At 35.4% G+C, this 19856-nt stretch carries 18 protein-coding genes; all 18 read right to left on the reverse strand.

From position 1 onward, the window contains the following. Nucleotides 1-22 precede the first annotated feature (22 nt). The 18 genes from QSJ81_RS20290 to waaF all read right to left on the reverse strand — a co-directional run bounded on the left by QSJ81_RS20290 (nucleotide 23) and on the right by waaF (nucleotide 19844). Entirely contained in the window at nucleotides 23-1327 is a 1305-nt protein-coding gene (locus QSJ81_RS20290) for an ABC transporter ATP-binding protein (RefSeq protein ID WP_285719172.1), read from the reverse strand. Nucleotides 1328-1409: 82 nt separating this feature from the next. Continuing rightward, a complete protein-coding gene (locus QSJ81_RS20295; protein WP_285719173.1) occupies nucleotides 1410-2222 on the reverse strand; it encodes an ABC transporter permease in 813 nt (270 codons plus the stop codon). 62 nt (nucleotides 2223-2284) lie between these two features. Next, nucleotides 2285-3127: a dTDP-4-dehydrorhamnose reductase gene (gene rfbD, locus QSJ81_RS20300; RefSeq protein ID WP_285719174.1), complete on the reverse strand. Its 843-nt coding sequence runs from the start codon at nucleotides 3125-3127 to the stop codon at nucleotides 2285-2287. A gap of 44 nt (nucleotides 3128-3171) precedes the next feature. Further along, on the reverse strand, nucleotides 3172-4191 hold the full coding sequence (gene rfbB / locus QSJ81_RS20305) for a dTDP-glucose 4,6-dehydratase (protein WP_285719175.1): 1020 nt from the start codon (nucleotides 4189-4191) through the stop codon (nucleotides 3172-3174). Beyond that, nucleotides 4188-4757, reverse strand: a complete 570-nt coding sequence (gene rfbC, locus QSJ81_RS20310; RefSeq protein ID WP_285719176.1) for a dTDP-4-dehydrorhamnose 3,5-epimerase — start codon at nucleotides 4755-4757, stop codon at nucleotides 4188-4190. The genes rfbB and rfbC overlap by 4 nt, the downstream gene beginning before the upstream one ends. 103 nt (nucleotides 4758-4860) lie before the next feature. Further along, entirely contained in the window at nucleotides 4861-5739 is an 879-nt protein-coding gene (rfbA, locus tag QSJ81_RS20315; protein ID WP_285719177.1) for a glucose-1-phosphate thymidylyltransferase RfbA, read from the reverse strand. Continuing rightward, entirely contained in the window at nucleotides 5739-7214 is a 1476-nt protein-coding gene (wbaP, locus tag QSJ81_RS20320; RefSeq protein WP_285719178.1) for an undecaprenyl-phosphate galactose phosphotransferase WbaP, read from the reverse strand. The genes rfbA and wbaP overlap by 1 nt, the downstream gene beginning before the upstream one ends. A gap of 317 nt (nucleotides 7215-7531) precedes the next feature. Further along, a complete protein-coding gene (locus tag QSJ81_RS20325) occupies nucleotides 7532-8587 on the reverse strand; it encodes a glycosyltransferase (RefSeq protein WP_285719179.1) in 1056 nt (351 codons plus the stop codon). A gap of 4 nt (nucleotides 8588-8591) precedes the next feature. After that, nucleotides 8592-9782 carry an O-antigen ligase family protein gene (locus QSJ81_RS20330; protein WP_285719180.1) on the reverse strand — a complete coding sequence of 397 codons (1191 nt, stop codon included), beginning with the start codon at nucleotides 9780-9782 and terminating at the stop codon, nucleotides 8592-8594. Continuing rightward, nucleotides 9772-10704 carry a WlaTC/HtrL family glycosyltransferase gene (locus tag QSJ81_RS20335; RefSeq protein ID WP_285719181.1) on the reverse strand — a complete coding sequence of 311 codons (933 nt, stop codon included), beginning with the start codon at nucleotides 10702-10704 and terminating at the stop codon, nucleotides 9772-9774. The genes QSJ81_RS20330 and QSJ81_RS20335 overlap by 11 nt, the downstream gene beginning before the upstream one ends. Before the next feature lie 27 nt (nucleotides 10705-10731). Continuing rightward, nucleotides 10732-11706, reverse strand: coding sequence for a glycosyltransferase family 8 protein (locus QSJ81_RS20340; protein ID WP_285719182.1), 975 nt, complete (start codon nucleotides 11704-11706; stop codon nucleotides 10732-10734). 20 nt (nucleotides 11707-11726) lie between these two features. Further along, the gene (locus QSJ81_RS20345) at nucleotides 11727-12641 is read right to left on the reverse strand and encodes a WlaTC/HtrL family glycosyltransferase (RefSeq protein ID WP_285719183.1); all 915 of its coding nucleotides are present in this window, start codon (nucleotides 12639-12641) and stop codon (nucleotides 11727-11729) included. A gap of 44 nt (nucleotides 12642-12685) precedes the next feature. After that, nucleotides 12686-13675 (reverse strand): glycosyltransferase family 8 protein, encoded by a 990-nt coding sequence (locus tag QSJ81_RS20350; protein ID WP_285719184.1) that lies wholly within the window; start codon nucleotides 13673-13675, stop codon nucleotides 12686-12688. A 12-nt stretch (nucleotides 13676-13687) separates the two neighbouring features. Then, nucleotides 13688-14665 (reverse strand): glycosyltransferase family 8 protein, encoded by a 978-nt coding sequence (locus QSJ81_RS20355; protein ID WP_285719185.1) that lies wholly within the window; start codon nucleotides 14663-14665, stop codon nucleotides 13688-13690. A gap of 22 nt (nucleotides 14666-14687) precedes the next feature. Next, nucleotides 14688-15662, reverse strand: a complete 975-nt coding sequence (locus QSJ81_RS20360; RefSeq protein WP_285719186.1) for a glycosyltransferase family 9 protein — start codon at nucleotides 15660-15662, stop codon at nucleotides 14688-14690. 9 nt (nucleotides 15663-15671) lie between these two features. Continuing rightward, on the reverse strand, nucleotides 15672-16775 hold the full coding sequence (locus QSJ81_RS20365) for a glycosyltransferase family 4 protein (protein WP_285719187.1): 1104 nt from the start codon (nucleotides 16773-16775) through the stop codon (nucleotides 15672-15674). A gap of 12 nt (nucleotides 16776-16787) precedes the next feature. Beyond that, nucleotides 16788-18761: an LTA synthase family protein gene (locus QSJ81_RS20370; protein ID WP_285719188.1), complete on the reverse strand. Its 1974-nt coding sequence runs from the start codon at nucleotides 18759-18761 to the stop codon at nucleotides 16788-16790. Nucleotides 18762-18824: 63 nt separating this feature from the next. After that, nucleotides 18825-19844, reverse strand: a complete 1020-nt coding sequence (gene waaF, locus QSJ81_RS20375) for a lipopolysaccharide heptosyltransferase II (RefSeq protein ID WP_285719189.1) — start codon at nucleotides 19842-19844, stop codon at nucleotides 18825-18827. Nucleotides 19845-19856 lie beyond the last annotated feature (12 nt).

A 19856-nucleotide genomic window follows, 5' to 3' on the forward strand; every position in this document is an offset into this window, starting at 1 on the left:
AAGAACATCCCAATAAAACAACTTATTCCTTTATTATCCATGAGCGTTCTAAGTTAATTAATCCAACCGCCTCAAATCTATCTACTACTCTAAATTCACATACAGGTACCGCCTCAGCATATACGCCAAGTCCCCGGTCATCATTCACTGCAACTCTACATTTATAATGACCAGAAAGTAACCGAACCTTTGGAAAATAGACAGTAACAGTCCCGTTTTTGTTAGGCTCGAAAGGCTCAAGACCATCCATCAAAGTCGTAGTTCCACAAACATAAAAACCATTATGTCGATATATATTGAATACAAATGAAATCTTCGTATCAATCTGCCCAATTACTTTATACGAAAATCTCAAGTACATATCTTGCCCACTAACAACTTGGTTAATTTCTTTGCTATCTTTGTCTAGCAGATGAACTTCTTCTATAATGACGTCTGGAGTATCTCCAATAGTCTGGGGACTATCAACATATTCTCGTTCTAAGTTTATATTTTCTTCTTCTTCCCGCACTTCAGAACAAGACGTTTCCCCCTTTTGACTCTCTATTGCCTCCACTTCTTCTTTAGGATTATTATTCTCTATTGTTTCTGTTTGTTCTAATTCATAGACATATTTATCAACTACTTCAGCACTTGAACCAAATAATATTTTCTCGCCATTTTTGAGATAGAGAGCCCTTTGACAAATATTTCGAACTGCGTATGTTTCATGTGATACAAATAGAATAGAACATCCATTATCCCTCAATTTATAAAAAGCATTGAGGCACTTCTTTTGAAATTGAGCATCCCCAACCGATAATGCTTCATCTACGATAAAAACATCTGGTTGAACATTTATTGCAACTGCAAATGCTAAACGTACAAACATGCCACTTGAATAACTTTTTACCGGTTGGTATACAAAATCCCCTATGTCAGCAAATGCAAGTATATCATCTATTCTTTCATCCATTTCTTCCTTAGAGAATCCGTTAATAGTACCACTAAAATATACATTATCGATTCCTGATAATTCTTGGTTGAATCCAGTTCCCAATTCCAATAATGCCGATATTCTACCATTTACGGTTACATTTCCATAAGTAGGAGTTAACACTCCAGTAATGATTTTTAACAAGGTAGACTTTCCGGAACCATTTCTTCCTATGATTCCAACTGTCTCTCCTTTTTTCACTTCCATACTAACATTATTCAAAGCATAAAAATCCCGCGAATATCTTTTGTTAAATGGATGAATTGATTCCTTTAATCTATCCTTTGGAGAGTTATATAGTTTATATATTTTCGATATATTTTCTACTTTAATGGCTACATCTTTATCCATAATAAATCCTTCACTTTCAGTTGATTTAAGATTACTTTTGAACAGCTATTCGTTCCAATACAATAAGAAGGGTGATATTACTTTATATAACATCTGCAAAATGAGGCCTTGTTTTTCTAAAAACAATCGCGCCTATAGAAAAAATCAATAACGTCACAATCCAAAAGTATCCCGTCAAATATATATCTTCCCAAAACCATTTATGATAAATAAATGTATTCCGATACCCCTCTACAATATAGTAAAAAGGATTTAATTTTAAATATGTCTGATACTGAATTGGAACGATTTTTGCAGCCCAGAATATTGGCGTTATCCAAAATCCAAATTGTAATAGCATTGCTACTAGTTGCCCTATGTCACGTAAAAAAATCACTAATGATGCCGTTGTCCAAGAAATTCCCAAGACAAGAACGATTGTCGCAAATAAATAATATATGACTTGAAGGTTGTATATGTTTGGGATAAAACCATAAATAAAAAACATTATAAATAAAAAACATATGAAAAACATATGAATATATAATGCCGACATAATTTTGGTAACAGGTAGAATGCTTACTCTAAATGAAACTTTCTTCACTAAATAAGCATTATCTATTATCGAATTAGTCGCATTTGAAATGCTATCCGAAATAAAAAACCAGGGTAGTATACCCGACATTAGCCAAAGGATAAATGGAAAATTATCAACAGGCATAGACTTAAAGCCAACTTCAAATACAAACCAAAATATTAGTATTGTTACTGTTGGTTGTAAAAACGCCCAAACCATACCAAGATAGGATCCCAAATACCTAGCCTGAATATCTCTTTTCGTTAGCTCAAGGATTAGTCTTCTACTCGCTAATATAGCTCTTAAGAAATTATAGAATTGCTTAATATAGCCCATCATCAACCTACTTCCATAAAAATTCAATATCATATCACCATCGAAACCCTCTGTTATTCTAGTATTTACTCATTTCTCTTTGTATCTAGATACTCTTCTAAAACCTCTTCCCATGGTCTCATTATATTTCCAATCGTATGTTCCATCATCAAATTATCAAGAGGTGAGTACCTAGGACGCGGAGCAGGCCGCCCTAATTCTTGCGTAGTCTGCGATACTACTTCAACAATACTGTTGCCGGATATTTGAAATATCTTCTTTGCGAAATCATACCATGTTGTTACTCCAATACTTGCAGCATGATATGTACCATAATGTTCCGTTTCAATTAACCGTAAGATTACCTCTGTCAAATTTTTTGTTGAAGTAGGACAACCATACTGATCATTCACTATTCTCAGCTCTTCTTTTTCTTGTCCCAATTTCAGCATTGTCCTTACGAAATTATTACCATCACCATACAACCAAGATGTTCGCACAATAAAGAGTTTGTTTACGATATGCTTAGCCAATATTTCCCCAGCCAGTTTTGTTTTTCCATATACACTCTGCGGATTCGTTTGATCAAATTCATTATAAGCCCGACCGAGGGTGCCATCAAATACATAATCAGTACTAACATATACCATCTTCGCACCACACTTGAGGCAAGCAGCTGCCACATTTTGTGTTCCAATCGCATTTACCTTGTAAGCAACATCTGGATTTGCTTCTGCTCCATCTACATTGGTGTATGCGGCACTATGAATCACCACATCTGGCTCATATTCTGTAATGACCTGTATTGTTTTTCTTTGATCAGTTATATTCATTTCAGCACTACCAGTAGCCAGGCAATCTGTCCCATGAAGTCTCCTTACTAACTCTTTCCCTAGTTGCCCATTGGCGCCAGTTATTAATATCTTCACAAAAACACTTCCTTCAATCATGCAAAAAGCTTCATGTTTTAAAACTATCTATTCTCATACATTTTTTTATAATAATCTTGGTATTCACCGCTCATAATATGTTCCCACCAAGTCTTATTATCTACATACCATTGTATTGTTTTCCTAATCCCTACGTCGAATAGAGTTGTTGGCTCCCAACCTAACTCTGTTTTTATTTTCATTGGATCAATTGCATAACGTCTATCATGGCCAGGGCGATCAGACACGTACTCGATAAGACTTTCCTCTTTGCCAAGTTCACGAAGTATCGTTTTTACCACTTCTAAATTAGTTCGCTCATTATGTCCACCAATATTATATACTTCACCAATTCTACCATTGTGGATAATTAAATCTATAGCGGAACAGTGGTCTTCTACATACAGCCAGTCACGAACATTTTCTCCAGTTCCGTAGACCGGCAGCTTTTTATTACTCATCGCATTCGCAATCATAAGGGGAATTAATTTTTCTGGAAAATGATATGGACCATAGTTGTTGGAACAACGGGAAATTGTTATTGGCAATCTAAAGGTACGATGATAGGCTTGTACCAACAGATCAGCTGATGCCTTCGATGCCGAGTATGGGCTGGAGGTATGGATTGGAGTTTCTTCAGTAAAGAATAAATCCGATCTATCAAGAGGAAGATCACCATATACTTCATCAGTCGACACTTGATGATACCTTTTAATGCCATACTTTCGACAGGCATCTAGTAAAACACTGGTACCGATAATATTCGTTTGCAGAAAGACATCTGGATTTTCAATGGATCTATCTACATGACTCTCTGCGGCAAAGTTTACGATTATGTCTGGTTTTTCTGCCCCAAAAAGATTATATATAAACTCTCTATCAGCAATATCACCCTTTAAAAATGTAAAATTAGGATTATCCATTACCGACGCCAATGTTTCCATATTGCCAGCATAAGTCAATAGATCTAAACAGACAATTTTATATAAAGGATATTTCTTCAACATATAGTGGACAAAGTTACCCCCGATAAATCCTGCGCCACCTGTTACTATTATTTTCATTGATTTTCTCCTTGATAATCAAAGTTTAAATCAGTTCGATCTTTTAACAATGGTGCTTTTTTATCTTTATCAGACAGGATGAACTCACCGTTGCCCCATTCTATTCCAATCTCTGGATCACTATATAAAATATTCCCATCGTATTCCGGCGAGTAGTATTCATCGGCTTTGTATTGTACTTCTACATCATCCATAAGCGTTAAAAAACCATGAGCAAATCCTTTAGGAATAAATAGCTGTTTTTTATTTTCTGCTGATAATTCAATAGCCACCCATTTTTTATATAAGGGGGATCCTTTTCTAATATCTACCGCGACATCTAAAATAGCGCCTTTAGTGCAACGTACTAGTTTCCCTTGTGACTTAGGATTCAATTGAAAGTGCAGCCCTCTAAGAGTACCCTTACAGGCGGAAAAGGACTGATTATCTTGTATAAAGTCGCAAGTAATTCCAGCTTGAGCTAATTTTACTTTTGAATAACTTTCCATAAACCAACCACGATTGTCACCAAATACTTTTGGTTCTATAATATAAACATTATTTAGCGCTGTCTGAGTTACCTTCACCTTTTCTCTAACCTCCATTTATCTAAAGGAATAGCTTTAATTCTGAGTATTGAAGGAATTGCTTCGTCGTATCTCATCGTATCAAATAAAAATCTTCTACAAACTATATGCTTTGCTGTACTAAATCTAATAAATATTGACCATATCCATTTTTCTTTAAGGGATCCGCTAATTTAAGCAGATGTTCCATATCAATAAAACCCATACGGTAGGCAATTTCCTCTGGACAGGCAATCTTTAATCCCTGACGTTGCTCTACAGTTTGGACAAAATTTGCCGCCTGCAATAAGGAGTCATGGGTTCCTGTATCGAGCCATGCATATCCCCGCCCCAATTGTTCAACACGCAAGTTTCCCTGCTCTAAATACAACTTATTGATATCTGTAATTTCTAGTTCACCTCGGGTTGATGGTTTTAAATCAGTAGCCATATCCACTACTTGGTTATCATAAAAATAAAGCCCTGTTACGGCATAATTTGATTTAGGTTGAAGAGGTTTTTCTTCCAAGCTTATTGCTCGCCCTTCTTTATCAAATTGTACTACCCCATAATTTTTTGCGTCTTTTACCCAATAAGCAAATACCGTCGCTCCATAATCACTTTGGGCAGCACGTTGGACATATTGTGACAACTGATTTCCATAGAAAATATTATCGCCTAATATAAGAGAACAACCATCATTGCCAATAAAATCACGACCAATAATGAAGGCCTGAGCCAAGCCATCTGGGCTTGGCTGAACAGCATATTGAATATCGATACCCCATTGATTACCATCAGATAATAATTCCTGAAAAGCTACTGAATCTTGGGGAGTCGTAATAATCAGTATATCCCGAATCCCAGCCAGCATTAATGTACTAATTGGATAATAAATCATCGGTTTATCATACACGGGCATCAACTGTTTGCTTACTACCATTGTCAGTGGGTGTAATCTAGTGCCGGACCCACCCGCTAGAATAATCCCTTTTTTTATCATTAATAGGCTCCTTTCCTTGCAAGTACAACTTTTACAGTTTTGATTAGCAAGATTATATCTAACCACATGGACCAATTACGCACATACCATGAATCCATTTTCACTCGTTCTGGATAGTCAATATCATTCCTACCACTTACCTGCCACATACCAGTAATTCCTGGACGAACTAAATAGTAGTCATTAATATATTCACCATATCGTTCGATCTCCGCTTCTACAATAGGCCTTGGACCAACGAGGCTCATCTCTCCCTTGATTACATTAAAAAATTGGGGCAATTCATCTAGGCTTGTCTTTCTTAAAAATTGTCCTACCTTCGTCACTCGAGGATCATTCTTCAGCTTAAAGTCACGTTCCCACTCTTCTCTAGCCTCAGGATTATTGGTTAAGTAATCTGCCAGTATCTCTTGTGAGTTCATTACCATCGTGCGAAATTTATAACAAGGAAATTTCTCTCCCTTAGAGCCAACACGTTTATGTGCAAAAATAATCGGGCCTGGTGAGTCAAAATAAAGAGCTACACTGATTACTAAAAATAACGGCATAATGACCGCAAGACCAAATAAGCTGCAAATACAGTCAAACATCCATTTAAAAAGCCGGTTTTGCACCCGAGCAAGGTTATTTCTTATCTTTAATAATACTGTTTTTTCATTAAATAATGTTTCGAGTTCCATACTTCCCACAGGCACACCAAATAAATCAGGTACAAAGGTGATGTGATCTACATAAGGTTGTAACCTATAAACAAGTAGTAGTAATTCTTCTCGTGGAAGCCCTGGTGCAGCAATTAGCACATGGCGAACACCTGCGCGTTGAATCGCTTCTTCTGCTTGTGCAAAGGTGCCAATGATGGGATATTGTTGAAAAATAGTAGATGGTTGAGGATCATCCTCAATTAAACCTACTATTTTATAACCTGACCCCATATTCTGTTGAAATGCTTCTATTAAAAGTTCGGCTGTTTTACCTGCACCAATAATAACTGTAGGCACTTGCAATGCACCAACAGCTGTAATCACGCGTTTTAATACATATCGGCCAATTGCCAAATATGTAAAGCTAAATATCCAAACAAGCAGCATAAAAACTCTTGATATGTCTTTTGCAGATCCACTAAAATAAGAAACAACTAATACGAGTAGCATAGCATACGCACTTGCTTTAAAAAGTCTCTCCGCCTGTTGCCAAAAATAAAGTTTTCTGATAGATTGTCTATCAAAATGTAAAAAGAAAACAAAGGCCAATGGAATGACCATGAATACATACACATCGGATACAGTAAAGGTTTGATAAAATAAGGGTAATACATTTGCCCGCATAAAATACGCCGTGCAAACTGCAAATAGAACTGCCAAATAATCCATCACTATTAATATAATTGCAAAAATCCAAGATCGAATTCTTTCCAATAAAATTGCATTAAAAATGGAATTATTCTTATGTGCAGCAATATGTGCTCGTTCTTCCATATAACATCGTATCCTTCCTTATTTTGTGTAATGTTTCTCGTTTATAAAATTCCCTATAAAACAACAAAATCCTGCTCTTCTTCTTGGTAATATCTAGCAAATATTTAAGATTTTACTACATAGAGATAAATTTTTTCAATATGTTACAATTGTAAAACGCCTATACTATTATACTGTTATTCACATTCTTTGTAAATCATTTGAATTTCAATAATATAACATTTAATTATCAGATACATCCTCTTTTGTAAAATAATATAAAAACACCTCACTCTAAGGTGAGGTATTTATTTGAATAGAGTGATAGCTTTCTCTAATTAACTAAACAAACTCAAAACATATTTTACTTTCCTATCCACCAATAAAATATTGGTCAATACTTTCAAATAATTACGTTCAAATAACGATGCATACATTTTATTCTTCCATCTTTTTTTATAATTCGCCTTTCCTAATGATCCCACAAATGCTTTGACATAATATTTTCCCCTTAGTCTCCGCATAATCGAGAAAATCTCACCAAAGGATATTTGTGCTTCAGGACTCCTAACAATACTGCATGTTAAAATAACATAGGTCATAACTCTTTCCTGCCAATAAGACGGAAATAAATCATCCAGACGCAGAGCATCAAACAATTGCCGTTCGTAATTGAGCAATCTTTCCGTATCATCAATCCGGTCTACGGAAAAAATTCTTGATGTAGATGATTTATATACGATATGCTGATAATAAATTTTAGGATTTATTATTATACAATTAATATGTTGGTATAATTGCATACAAAACACGCGATCTTCGTGACCATGTTTAAATGAAGTTTCAAATTTAATTTGCTGTTCTTTTAGTAAAGACGTCTTAAAAAGACCATCCCAAACGTATACAAGGAAATCATCATCATTTAGCTGTTTGTATTTTTCTCTGAGGTCTTCTTTTTGTATTATCAATAATTTCTTTTCATCCAGTTTTTCTGAAGAACAAATACCAGCTGGTGAAAACTTTTTGTGTTTTATATATTGATTACCATATTTCAAAATATCGGCATTGTACTTTTTTGCAATATTATAATTTTCTTCTAATAAATCTGGCAAATACACATCATCATTATCAATAAATGTAACGTATTCGCCCTTCACCATTTCTAAGCCACAATTGCGAGCTGCACAAATACCACCATTCGATTGATGAATCACCTGAATTCGAGAATCTTGCTTAGCATAAGCATTACAAATTTCCAGGCTTTTATCTTTTGAACCATCATCCACTAAAATAAGTTCAAAATCTCTTAACGTTTGATTTAAAACACTTTCAATCGCTTGGGATAAATATTTTTCTGCATTGTATATCGGCATAACTACACTAACTAAAACCATACACTCACCTACCCTCTACGCTAACAGCTTCATCTAGTACTAAATAAATTGCCAGCAGCATCCAATATATTTTTGCAGCAACCCCAATAAAACCAATATTGTAGTCTGTCATTCCCTGAATCAAAAATCCTAATGTAGCAAAGAAGAAAATAAGTGGCGCTATTGTTTTCTTATACCGCCATTTTTTGAAACTTTCATATAAAAAGTACCCAAACATGGCAAAATAAGCCCCTACCCCCAGCAATCCTGTTGTTGCCGCTAAATGCATCATATTACTATGTGCGTGTACTGTCTGTTCTTGCGCTGAAGGTGATATATATTTCGTATAATATTGCTCCTTATAATTTCCTAGCCCTACACCTGTCATTGGATGGTCTAAAAACATGTGCCACGCACTCTGCCACATTAATATTCGTTCCGAATTAGGCTGATAGGATCTGTCAACCATAACGTGTAGCCGTCCTTGCGCATTTGGGATCGCACTACAAATTCCAATAAATAAAATCAGGATAACCAAGCTATAAGCAATTGCCTTCTTTTTATTCTTTTGTACACAAAGTAGCAGTATTGGTATGATTATCAGTAAGGCAATCCAGGTAATTCTAGTTGCATTAAAGAAAACAACAGGAAGTGCCAATATTAAAGTAATCATCAAAAATGGGCGATATACAGACGGCATAAATTCTTTATTTATTATTAATAATACCGTTAGAGGAACAAGTAAGATTAATGCACTTCCTAATTGCATATAACCTCCTGCCATTCCATATACACGATCAATACCATGAAAGGCTTCCCATAGGGCATAAAGATTCGTTATATTGAGAGAAGCCATTAAACATAAGATAATCGTTCTAATTTGATCTTTTTTTATAAAAAATAGAACACATATCATTGGAAGCATCGTCCCTAAATAGTCTGAACGTAAAAACCTGATTCCCTCATAATAATTTCCCTTATCGAAAAATATCGTAAAAATAATTGCTAGTAAAAATGCTCCTATATACCAGAAATGACTCGTCTGTATGGTTATTTTCATAGGCTTTACCATAAAGCGAATTATTCCTAACAATAATGCCCCCCTTATGAAATGCATTGCGCCTAAGGTTTCTGTCAAAGATAATGTGACATATGCACAAACCAAAAAATATATTATCTTATTAAAAAGCTCAATAGGTATTATCTTATTTACCATGTCGTTGATCTCCTACTATTTTTGCTTTTACATACTTGAAATACCAATTGATCGCTTCTTTGTATTGTTTTTTCTGCCAATATTGTTTTGCTTCTTTTTTATATTTTTTATGAAGGGGTTTTGCTGTTCTTAATGTTAAATGTTTTCCACCAAATTCTTTCAAAACCATAAACCAGTCCATTACAGGATGTACTTCGAATAATTTTGGTGCTTCTCTATATGACATAACCAATAGAGTCTGATCTGCATCCGCCAAGCCACAATGTGATAAATGCAGTACCGATTTTCTAAATAAATCGGCAAGTTTTTGCCAGAGAAAATCCGGTGCAATAATGATACCACCCGATATATAAACCCTCATTTTTCTTACAATATCAAAAATAGGCATATTATCGATTTCTTCTGTTGCAAATATATGAATTTTATCAGAAAAATCATAATTCCAAAGAAAATCAAATTCAGAAGAAATTGTGCATGCTTCTCCCCCATGGTTATAGCCAAAATCCACCCATGCAATCATGCCATTGGCATGTCTTCTTTTTACAGCATCTGCAATAAAATATGGTTTTAAATACGTAACGTAATTATATAGAGCACTATGAGATTCTGGATTATCCGGACGTTCCCTAAAGTTAGTAAACGTATTGTCAGATACCACCTGTTGAATTTTAGAGAAAATTTCTTCATCCAATAATTTTATATTATCGATAACGATCACATTGGTTCGATCTTTCAATCCATATTCTTCTCTAATTTCCCAAACCTTTTCAGCTGTTATGGGATCTGTATAAACAACCAATTTATTTTGTATTCTTGCCCAAAATCTGAAATAATTGATATATTTATTTTTATCTCTTTCAAAATTTCGCCAATTTTCTCTACCTATATCAAAAAATGCAGTTACGATTGTAATTTCGGACATTTTTTCACCCACATTGTTAAATTTAGCTTATTTTTTTGCCGTTATTTTTGAGATCGCATAGCTACCATACCAATACAATGCCCGCATGTACATATTTCTTTTGACAAAAGATCTTGCCATTCTTTTTTTGTCTTTATAATGAATTGGTTCTACCAATGGGACATTTGCCCATGGTGTTTTTTTTGCATATTCATTATAAAAGCTCACCATGAAATGATGTTCAGACCATCGCTGCCAAGGTTTATCACCAATAAAATGTATGAATACAACACCTTTTGGCAATTCACTATTCATCTTGCGCATATCATAAAGATAATTCCACTTTCTATCAATAAAACAGGTTTTGCCATCTAATAGAATATTTAACACATCTTGATCCAGATACGTATATTTCTCCGGGTTTTCTTGTAATAAACCAACTGCTTTTTCGGCAATCTGGGCAGCATTCCATTTATTAATATCAATATATAAAGCACCGGCATTAAAATATTTTCCTTGCTGTATGCCAAGGCGTTTTACATTAAACTGCCCTTCTTCACTAATTGCAAGGACAATATTCTCACCCATATCTATATTCTTTAGTTCCGCCAACGATCCAATGCATAAAATATCTGCATCGATATATAGAACTTTATCTACAGTTCCATATAATACTTTTCCCATTATAAACCGATAGTAGGTAGCATAAGACCATGCCAAGGTTGTCGGCAGATTTTTGAAGACATTAATGTCAATATAATAAATTTTGATTATTATATTCTGATATACTGTAAGTTTTTTCAACTTATCTAAATCGCTTTGATTAATACCATCAGTAAAAACATGAAACACGATTTTTTCTTCTGTATTATGTGAATGTATGGCATCGATTAAGATTCCCATACCTCTGGCAAAGTTTTTATCAATACCAAAAGCAATATGAAAATCGGCTTGGACTTCCTGAAAAACAGTCTGTTCATTTAATTGTTCTATTTTTAGAATTATATTTTTAAATATATCCATATCCCATTATCCTCAACTTATCATTTTGCCTGCAATTTTTCTCTAGCATATTTGTTATACCATTTTATTGCATCCAAGTAATTACCCTCTTGCCAAAAGTGTTTTGCTTGTTTTTTTGATTCTTTATATTGCAATTTAGATGCTCTTGTCAGATGTGCCCCACCGACGTCTTTTAACGCGATAAACCAATCATCAACCGGATGAATCTCAAATAATTCAGGCCTTTCTCTATATGCCATAATTGACAAGGTCTGATCGTCATCGGCAAAACCACAATGTGTTAAATGCAGCATTGATTCTTTATATAACCTGGCAAAATCAATCCACAGTTCTGCCGGAGCTACCATAATTGCACCTGCAATATAGGCACGCATTGTCCTCACCACTTCAAAGATTGGCATATTATCAGGCTGTTCCATCGCAAACAGATGTATTTTCGGAGAAAAATCATAACACCATAGGAAATCAAATTCATCAGCATAAATGCAATTTTCTCCGCCATGATTATAACCAAAATCTACCCAAGCAACCATGCCAGCAGCATAGCCTTTTTTGACAGCATCTGCAACAAAATATGGCTTTAAATACGTAACATAATTATAATTCGAGTTCCATGATTCCGGATTTTTAGGATAACTTCTAAAGTTGATTGCTGCCTCATTAGATAATGCATTTTGAATTTCTTTGTATACTTCCGGCTCAAGTGCATATACATCATCAATAATAATAATTTGCGTTCTATCTTTTAAATGAAATTCATCTCTTACTTTTATAACTTGTTCAGCAGTGATTTTATCTGTATACACAATAAGCTTATTTTTTATTCTAGCCCAAAACTTAAAATATTCTACATATCTATTGGAACTGCGTTCATAAGTTTTCCATCCTTTCCTACCTATATCAAAAAAAGCCGTTACAATTGTAATTTCCGACATAGCTTCTCTCCTCCCTCACTAACTATTATCAAAAAATCCACAGACTAACTATTTAATTTCGTCTTTGTTCTCGAAATTAAATAGTCATAATAGCATTTTAAATATTGCAGATACATTCCTCTTTTTTTATAGGATTTAGCCATTTTGCTTTTCTCCTTATAGTGGATAGGTTCTGCTAAAGGAACATCACTCCAAGGTGATTTTTTTATATATTCATAATATCGTTTCACCATAAAGTGGTGCTCAGTCCAACGATGCCAGGGTTTATCTCCTGTATAGTGAATCAATATCGTATTTTTAGGCAATTTATGATTCATAAATGACATATTATAAATATGATCCCACTTTATATCCACATATTGGGTTTTACCATCTAAAAGAACATTTAATACGTCCTGATCCAAAGATTTATATTTTTGTGGGTCTTCTATAATTAATTGCATTGCGCGATCAGCAATTTTTTCGTCATGCCATTTATTTACATCGATATACATAACACCAGCATTGAAATATCTGCCGTGCTGAATTGACAGATTTTTTACTTTTACATCAAAATCCGTCATGCAATCATCAATTCCCAAAATAATGTTATTCCCCATATCCGTTTCCAATAATTCCTGTAAAGAGCCAACACACAAAATATCTGCATCAAGATATAACATTTTGTCTGCCGTGCCATATAATTTTTCCCCCATAATAAACCGATAATAGGTTGCATGCGACCATCCTAACGAAGTTGGAAAATTTATAAAAACTTCTAAATTAATATAATAAATTGTGATTTCGATACGCTCTTTTTTTGCTACTTCCTGTAATCTTTCAGTATCACTTTTCTCTATCCCATCTGTAAACACATGAAATGCAATATTTTGATTCGGATTATTTAAAATGATCGAAGTCATTAGTACACCCATACCAAGAGCAAATCTGGAATCTATGCCAAATCCAATATGCAATACTTCTTTTGTATCCTCAAATTTCTTCTGTTCATACAACTTCTTCGTATTTAAAATTGCATTGTTAAAAAGCTCCATTATATGTTCCACCTATCCATTATTTTTTTCGTGCTTCCGCGCCTTCCAATATTTCCAGTACCAAGAGATTGCTTCTCTATAGTTTCCGTGATGGAGCATAGCCGCCCCCATCATTTTCATTTCCTTATAACTCCGCGGCTGATTGAAGAAGGGAACATCTTTCCATAGGGAAGCAGTTGAGTAACGAATAAACAGTTCCTTCTCCGGATGAATGCACCAGATGTGCCAAGGTTTGTTACGTGAGGCAAAGTGCACAAGCACGGCTTCCTCTGAAATTCTACTACTTTTTTTCTCCATATTGCAAATTTCATTCCATCTACGGTCAATAAATTTTGCTTTACCATCTAGAAGAATATTCAATGCATCCTGATCTAACAAAAAGAACTTTCTCTGTTGCAGTAGCTCTATCGCTTGTTCTGAAATTTGATTTTCATTCCATGCTTTTAAATCAATATAGAGCATACCTGCATTAAAGTAACGATCATGTTTCAAATCTAACGTTCTCATATGACTTGCAACAAATTTGCCCTGATCATGTACAACCATTGCAATATTACCTTCAAAATCCATCTTAACAAGTTCACCTAAACCACCCTTACACACCATATCCGCATCCATATAAATGACTCGTTCAACAGTTGGATATAAGAGTTTTGCAACGATGAATCGATTATAAGTAGCCACTGTATAATTCCAAGTCGTTTGAAGGGACTTGAAAACATCTTGATTAATCAAGTATAAATGAATCAAAATTTCTTCTGCATCCGCCAGTATTTTTAAACGTTCTACATCGACGGTTTCAATAGAATTTGCAAATACATGAAAAATAAGGCTTTGATTAGAATTATTGTCAATTATAGATGTCATTGCAACGCCCATCGGACGTATAAAATTAGCATCTACACCAAAGGCTATATGAATCGGCTTTTTTTCTGCAAATTTGCTTCTACCAAAGGTTTGCTGCTCTAGTACTGCATGATTTATATTCATAAGTTTCTCTCCTACGTTCCATCTATATCCAGCCTTGTTCTATAATAATTTTTTTCACTTGTTCTGGCGTAATCAATTCCATACATGTTTGTCCCTTCTTCTGTGTACAATCAAGCCGTTCACAAGGAACACATGGCAATTTGTTTTGCAGAACAATTGCATTAGGCGGAGCCCAGCGTACAGGATCACTCGGCCCGTATAGAACAAGTGTTGGTATCTTAGCTGTACTGATGATATGCATTGGTCCCGTGCAAACAGAAATCGCAAATGCAGCATGTTTCGCAATTGTTGGTAATTCTCTCAGGCTAAATAATCCTGCGGCATTTGTCTTCCTTCCCTTAATTGTTTCTATATATTCTATATCATTTTTTGATCCGATATATACAGGAATGATTCCTTTATCATTTAAAAAGCTGTTAATTTCACTAAAATATGCAGTTGGCCAATTTTTATTGAGTGCCGCACTTTTGGGAACAATCAATACCAGCTTTTCACTTATTTTTTTCTGCTCTTTAATCCATTCTTCAAGATATTCTTTTCTTCCTTCATCAGGATTTCCCAAGATTGCAGCTATTTCATATTCTTTTAACTCGGGATTTAGCAAGTGAATATAGGTTGAAAAATCTTCAATTGCCTTCACTTTACGCATTTTTCGTTGAAACAAACGATTTGCTCCTAAAGATATTTCAAGGCCTTTATTTAATAACTTGCAGTTTGCTTTCCATGCCAGCAATGTGGATGTAAACCGCTCGTCTATAATGATAGCTTCATTGTATCCCTTTTGCTGGATTTCAGAAATAATTTTTTGCTTGTCCTTTTTACTATAGGCAAACACATCATCAATATAACTGTGATTTACTAATAAATCGGCAGATTTTGCCGCCACAACAAATCCTACCTTTGATTGGTTATTCTCCTTGATGAGTTTTGCTAGGGGTGTGGTGACAACAACATCACCAATTCCCAATCGATTGATGATTAAAATTTTTCTCAGCATGGAAACCTCCTAACTCATCCCCTTAAATACATTAAGATACGCTTTTGCCATGTTTTCTAAACTCAAACGTTCTTTAATATATTCGGCAATTTTTTCACTTTCACTTACTTCTAGCTGCAATGCCTTGTCTATTTCTTTTGCCATGTTTTCCGCTGTAACAGTTTGATCGCTCCCATCAAAATTCACGTCACAAGCATAGACAATATTTTCGGTATCGATCGAGCCGATAAATGCACCCACATTCCGAATCGCAACAATCGGTTTCATACATGCTAGCGTTTCCATAGCTACTCTGCCCTCACCAACGAGAATGTCCGTTGCATTATACCAGTCGGCAATATTGGTGACAAAATCATAAATTATAATTTTATCACCATACATTTGATTGAATTCAGCAATTTTACTATTAATTTCATCTCGCATCGGTCCTTCACCAATAATAACTAGCCTCGCATCTGGGCGCTTTTTTAGGACATGTTTCATACTTTCAATTACCGCCAAAGAAACTGCACCTTTTACATTACTTAACCGACTGACATGCAAAATCATTTTAGTTTCTGGTGCAAGCCCTAGTTTCTCTCGACATACTTCTTTTTCCATTGGTTTGAATGCGTGAAAGTCAATGCCATTATTTATCAAATAAATCTGTTCTTTGGAAAAACCAAAACTTCTAACCAGTTTATCTGCAAGATTACGGCTAACGACAAATATTGCGGTAAACATTTTAGCGTAAATAGATTTAAACATTGCTCTATGCCAAGGATCATGCATCGTTACCGTATAAGGAACATGCATATAGTGACGAATCATATGGGCCCATATTCCGGCAGTTCTCTGTTGAGCAGAAATCACATCAATATGCTCTCGTTTTACCAAATCGCACAATCTTGCAATGTCCTTTTTCCATCTTAGTAGATTCGCACCACGTGCCTGTATCATAACAATCATTAGGCGTGGAAACTTTTGTTTCAATTGTGCTAGTTTTTCTTCATTACTGCCTTCATTCACGGCAAGAAACAGATTATGCCCTTCTAAGCCTTTTAATAATGCCTCTACATGTGTTTCTGCTCCGCCAACGCGCCATGGCTGCGAGAATAAAATCAAAATGTTCAATCTACGCACTCCTTAAAGCTGATTTCCCTTTAATAAAATCCAAGAAGATATTGTTCTCATCATGGATACTTTTTCCTCGGCCATTTCTTTTTCATGTCGTATTTCCTGATCATCAGTAGCGGATAATATTTCGTATTCATCTGGATGCTCTATACTTCCCATCGCATGGGGTGTAATCCAATAAGCAGGGTTAAAGCCAACTTTATTTTCTTTCGTTAGACTATTCCCGATCGAATAATAAGTAAAGTTTTCCGGCGCAAGGAGTTCAATCAGCGTCGGCATAATATTGACATGCCCACCCGCCCTATTTGGGGGTAATATGTCTTTGGTAATTCCTTGTCCATAAATCACAAGGGGAATCGAATATCGTTCAAAGGGTACGGGCGTTTTCGTAACATTAACACGATCTGCATGATCCCCTGTGATAATAAACAAACTATCTGGATATTTTTGCTCCGTCTCTCTTACAAAATCATGAACTACTTTATCCATATACCAATAATGTCCCAATTGCCGAATCAGTTCTTGATTGTTTTTCTGCTCCTCTGGCAATCCGTCAATAATTTTAGAAGGATCGAATCCTGCTTTTTCCAAATCCAAATTATAGGGTGGATGGTTCGATACCGTTAAAATCAAGTGAACCGTTGGCTCTTCTTCAGAAAGGTGGCTTAAAAGTGCCTGAAAAATATATTCATCTTTGGTTCCCCATATATTATCCTGCTCAGCAGCAAAATCTGTAGAACTATAAAAATGATCAAACCCCTGGGCCAATGTAAAATCTTTAATTCGCTCCCATGATGGAAACCCACCATACCAAAAGTCAACTTTATATCCCAGTTTCTGCATCTGCGGAGCCAAAGCCGTAGCATAAGGTTTCTCATAACTGCGCGGCTGATAATTTACAGGGACAGATACATCTGATAATCCAGATACCATGGCCGAAATTGCCATTTGCGTAAATGAGCCATTCGGCAAGAAAGAACTCGTATATATCGCATTATCTTGCTGTATAATTTCCTTTAATCCATTTGCAAGATTCAACTTGCTATATTTTTCCATAATTGGCCACTGGGCATAGGTTTCACCTAAAATAATAAAGATATGTCGAGGTTTTGCAATTTTTGCTCCGGCTGCATGCCGAATTAAATAATCATCAATACGATCCGATTCGATATCATTTCCAGCAGCCATTTTAGCGTACTCGCGAATTTTTTCTTTATGTACACCACTGGCCATAGCCCCCTGTGACATACGTTCATTAACGCTATAAGCACGATATAATGCCTGTATATCATCCAAAACTGCCTCATTCAGAAATGTATCCTTAGTAATCGCAGCATTCTCCCAGTTAATTGAATGGTTGTAAGTAAAGCTACCCCCAAATCTCATAAATAGCATAAAAACAGGGATACTGGCAATTATGCTGCAACGCAGCAGTAAACTTTTCGTTGCTGTAAATTGGGGCAATCTATAATTTCTGCTAAATAGAACCAGTTTAAACAAATAACAAATAATAGCGCCAATTAGTATAGCGGCTAAAATTCTAGATGGCAGATTATATTCTTGAATCATGGTAATAAATAAGGCATATACATCATCATTAAATGTGTTATAAATGTTCTGATTAAATGTAACATTAAATACACGATAATAGGGAATCCTTGCCTGAAATAGAATCGATAAGACTACAATATAAACATATCCTAAAACAACTCTAAGCCGATTGGTATTGAACCTAGGTAACATTACCGTTGTTAGCGTACAAGCTAAAAAAGAAAGCATCGCCATAATCCCGGCCGATTTCAAAGTAAGCCGCAATCCTGCCCACATAGCCAGAGCTATCTGATTCATCGCTGTATTCGGCCCAATATATTCCTGCATAATAAAAATAAATGCACCCCGGTATACGCATAATAATACTATCAAAAATAAATATGTTTTTAAATCCTTTTGAATGTTTTCAAAAAAAACACTAAAGCGCCCCATGTAAAATCACTCCATAACACAATATTTGCCTGCTACAAATTTCTCACTGTAACACGGATAGTCTTAATATATAATTTCCTGTAATTTATCAATAACTTGGCATACTGTGATTTCTGACAAGCAATCAACATTTTTGGGACACTTACGCTGCCAACAGCCTTGACATGAATGTGGTGCTAGTAGGACTTTATGCTTCTCTCCATAAGGTCCATTCCGCTTAGGGTCAGTAGGGCCAAACATGGTCACTACGGACGTTCCTACTGCCACAGCCAAATGCATGGGACCCGTATCGCCACCAACAAAGGCTTTTGACTTCTTTATAATATAGGCTAATTGTTTCAGGGACGTTTTTCCAGTTAGGTCAATGGGTGGTATCTTGGCTTTTGAAATTATTTCTTCTGCTAGTAGCTGATCATTAGGTCCGCCAATGATGACTGGGATTATATTATTGTCATAAAGTTTGTCGGCAAGCTGGGCAAAATGAGTAATTGGCCAGCATTTAGAAGGCCAATTCGTACCAGAAGCCAGGACTACATAGGGATTTTCTAATTTTAAGCCAGCATGGTTAGCAATGTTTTCTGCCTTTCGTGCTTCTAGTTCTATAATATTAACAGGGAAAATGACATTATCTATTTTACATCCTAAGTAACTTGCAACATCTAGATATCGATCAACGATATGACCGTGTTGATGATCGCCACAAATTGGTTGGCCGATTTTGTCACTTAGTTCGCGTGCATTGCAGTAAACCAGTCGTTGGGGTGCACCACTGAGATAGGAAATGGCGGCACTTTTAAATAAACCTTGCAAGTCAATAGCTAGGTCAAAATTGCGGGCTTTGAGTTGTTGTGAAAATTTATATCCATTTGACAGTAAGCCTGTTAGGGATTTGAATTTTGGCTTATCAAATATGATAATTTCATCAATATACGGATTATTGGTCAAGAGATCATAGGCTGGTTTTTCTACCACCCATGTAATACGCGCATCAGGATAGGTCTGCTTCAAAGCATATGAAACAGGCAAAGCATGAATTACATCACCAATGGCACTGAGTTTTACGATAAGGATATTTTTGTACATATTAAAACCTCT

The sequence above is a fragment of the Pelosinus sp. IPA-1 genome (genome assembly GCF_030269905.1).
GTDB lineage: Bacteria > Bacillota > Negativicutes > DSM-13327 > DSM-13327 > Pelosinus.

Bases quoted from the DNA above. Each gene is read 5' to 3' on its own strand.
- QSJ81_RS20350 (WP_285719184.1), bottom strand. From the start codon at position 13,675: ATGGAGCTTTTTAACAATGCAATTTTAAATACGAAGAAGTTGTATGAA.
- QSJ81_RS20290 (WP_285719172.1), bottom strand. From the start codon at position 1,327: ATGGATAAAGATGTAGCCATTAAAGTAGAAAATATATCGAAAATATAT.
- rfbB (WP_285719175.1), bottom strand. From the start codon at position 4,191: ATGAAAATAATAGTAACAGGTGGCGCAGGATTTATCGGGGGTAACTTT.
- QSJ81_RS20295 (WP_285719173.1), bottom strand. From the start codon at position 2,222: ATGATGGGCTATATTAAGCAATTCTATAATTTCTTAAGAGCTATATTA.
- waaF (WP_285719189.1), bottom strand. From the start codon at position 19,844: ATGTACAAAAATATCCTTATCGTAAAACTCAGTGCCATTGGTGATGTA.
- QSJ81_RS20340 (WP_285719182.1), bottom strand. From the start codon at position 11,706: ATGGATATATTTAAAAATATAATTCTAAAAATAGAACAATTAAATGAA.
- rfbA (WP_285719177.1), bottom strand. From the start codon at position 5,739: ATGATAAAAAAAGGGATTATTCTAGCGGGTGGGTCCGGCACTAGATTA.
- wbaP (WP_285719178.1), bottom strand. From the start codon at position 7,214: ATGGAAGAACGAGCACATATTGCTGCACATAAGAATAATTCCATTTTT.
- QSJ81_RS20355 (WP_285719185.1), bottom strand. From the start codon at position 14,665: ATGAATATAAATCATGCAGTACTAGAGCAGCAAACCTTTGGTAGAAGC.
- QSJ81_RS20325 (WP_285719179.1), bottom strand. From the start codon at position 8,587: ATGGTTTTAGTTAGTGTAGTTATGCCGATATACAATGCAGAAAAATAT.
- QSJ81_RS20330 (WP_285719180.1), bottom strand. From the start codon at position 9,782: ATGGTAAATAAGATAATACCTATTGAGCTTTTTAATAAGATAATATAT.
- QSJ81_RS20370 (WP_285719188.1), bottom strand. From the start codon at position 18,761: ATGGGGCGCTTTAGTGTTTTTTTTGAAAACATTCAAAAGGATTTAAAA.
- QSJ81_RS20335 (WP_285719181.1), bottom strand. From the start codon at position 10,704: ATGTCCGAAATTACAATCGTAACTGCATTTTTTGATATAGGTAGAGAA.
- QSJ81_RS20345 (WP_285719183.1), bottom strand. From the start codon at position 12,641: ATGTCGGAAATTACAATTGTAACGGCTTTTTTTGATATAGGTAGGAAA.
- QSJ81_RS20360 (WP_285719186.1), bottom strand. From the start codon at position 15,662: ATGCTGAGAAAAATTTTAATCATCAATCGATTGGGAATTGGTGATGTT.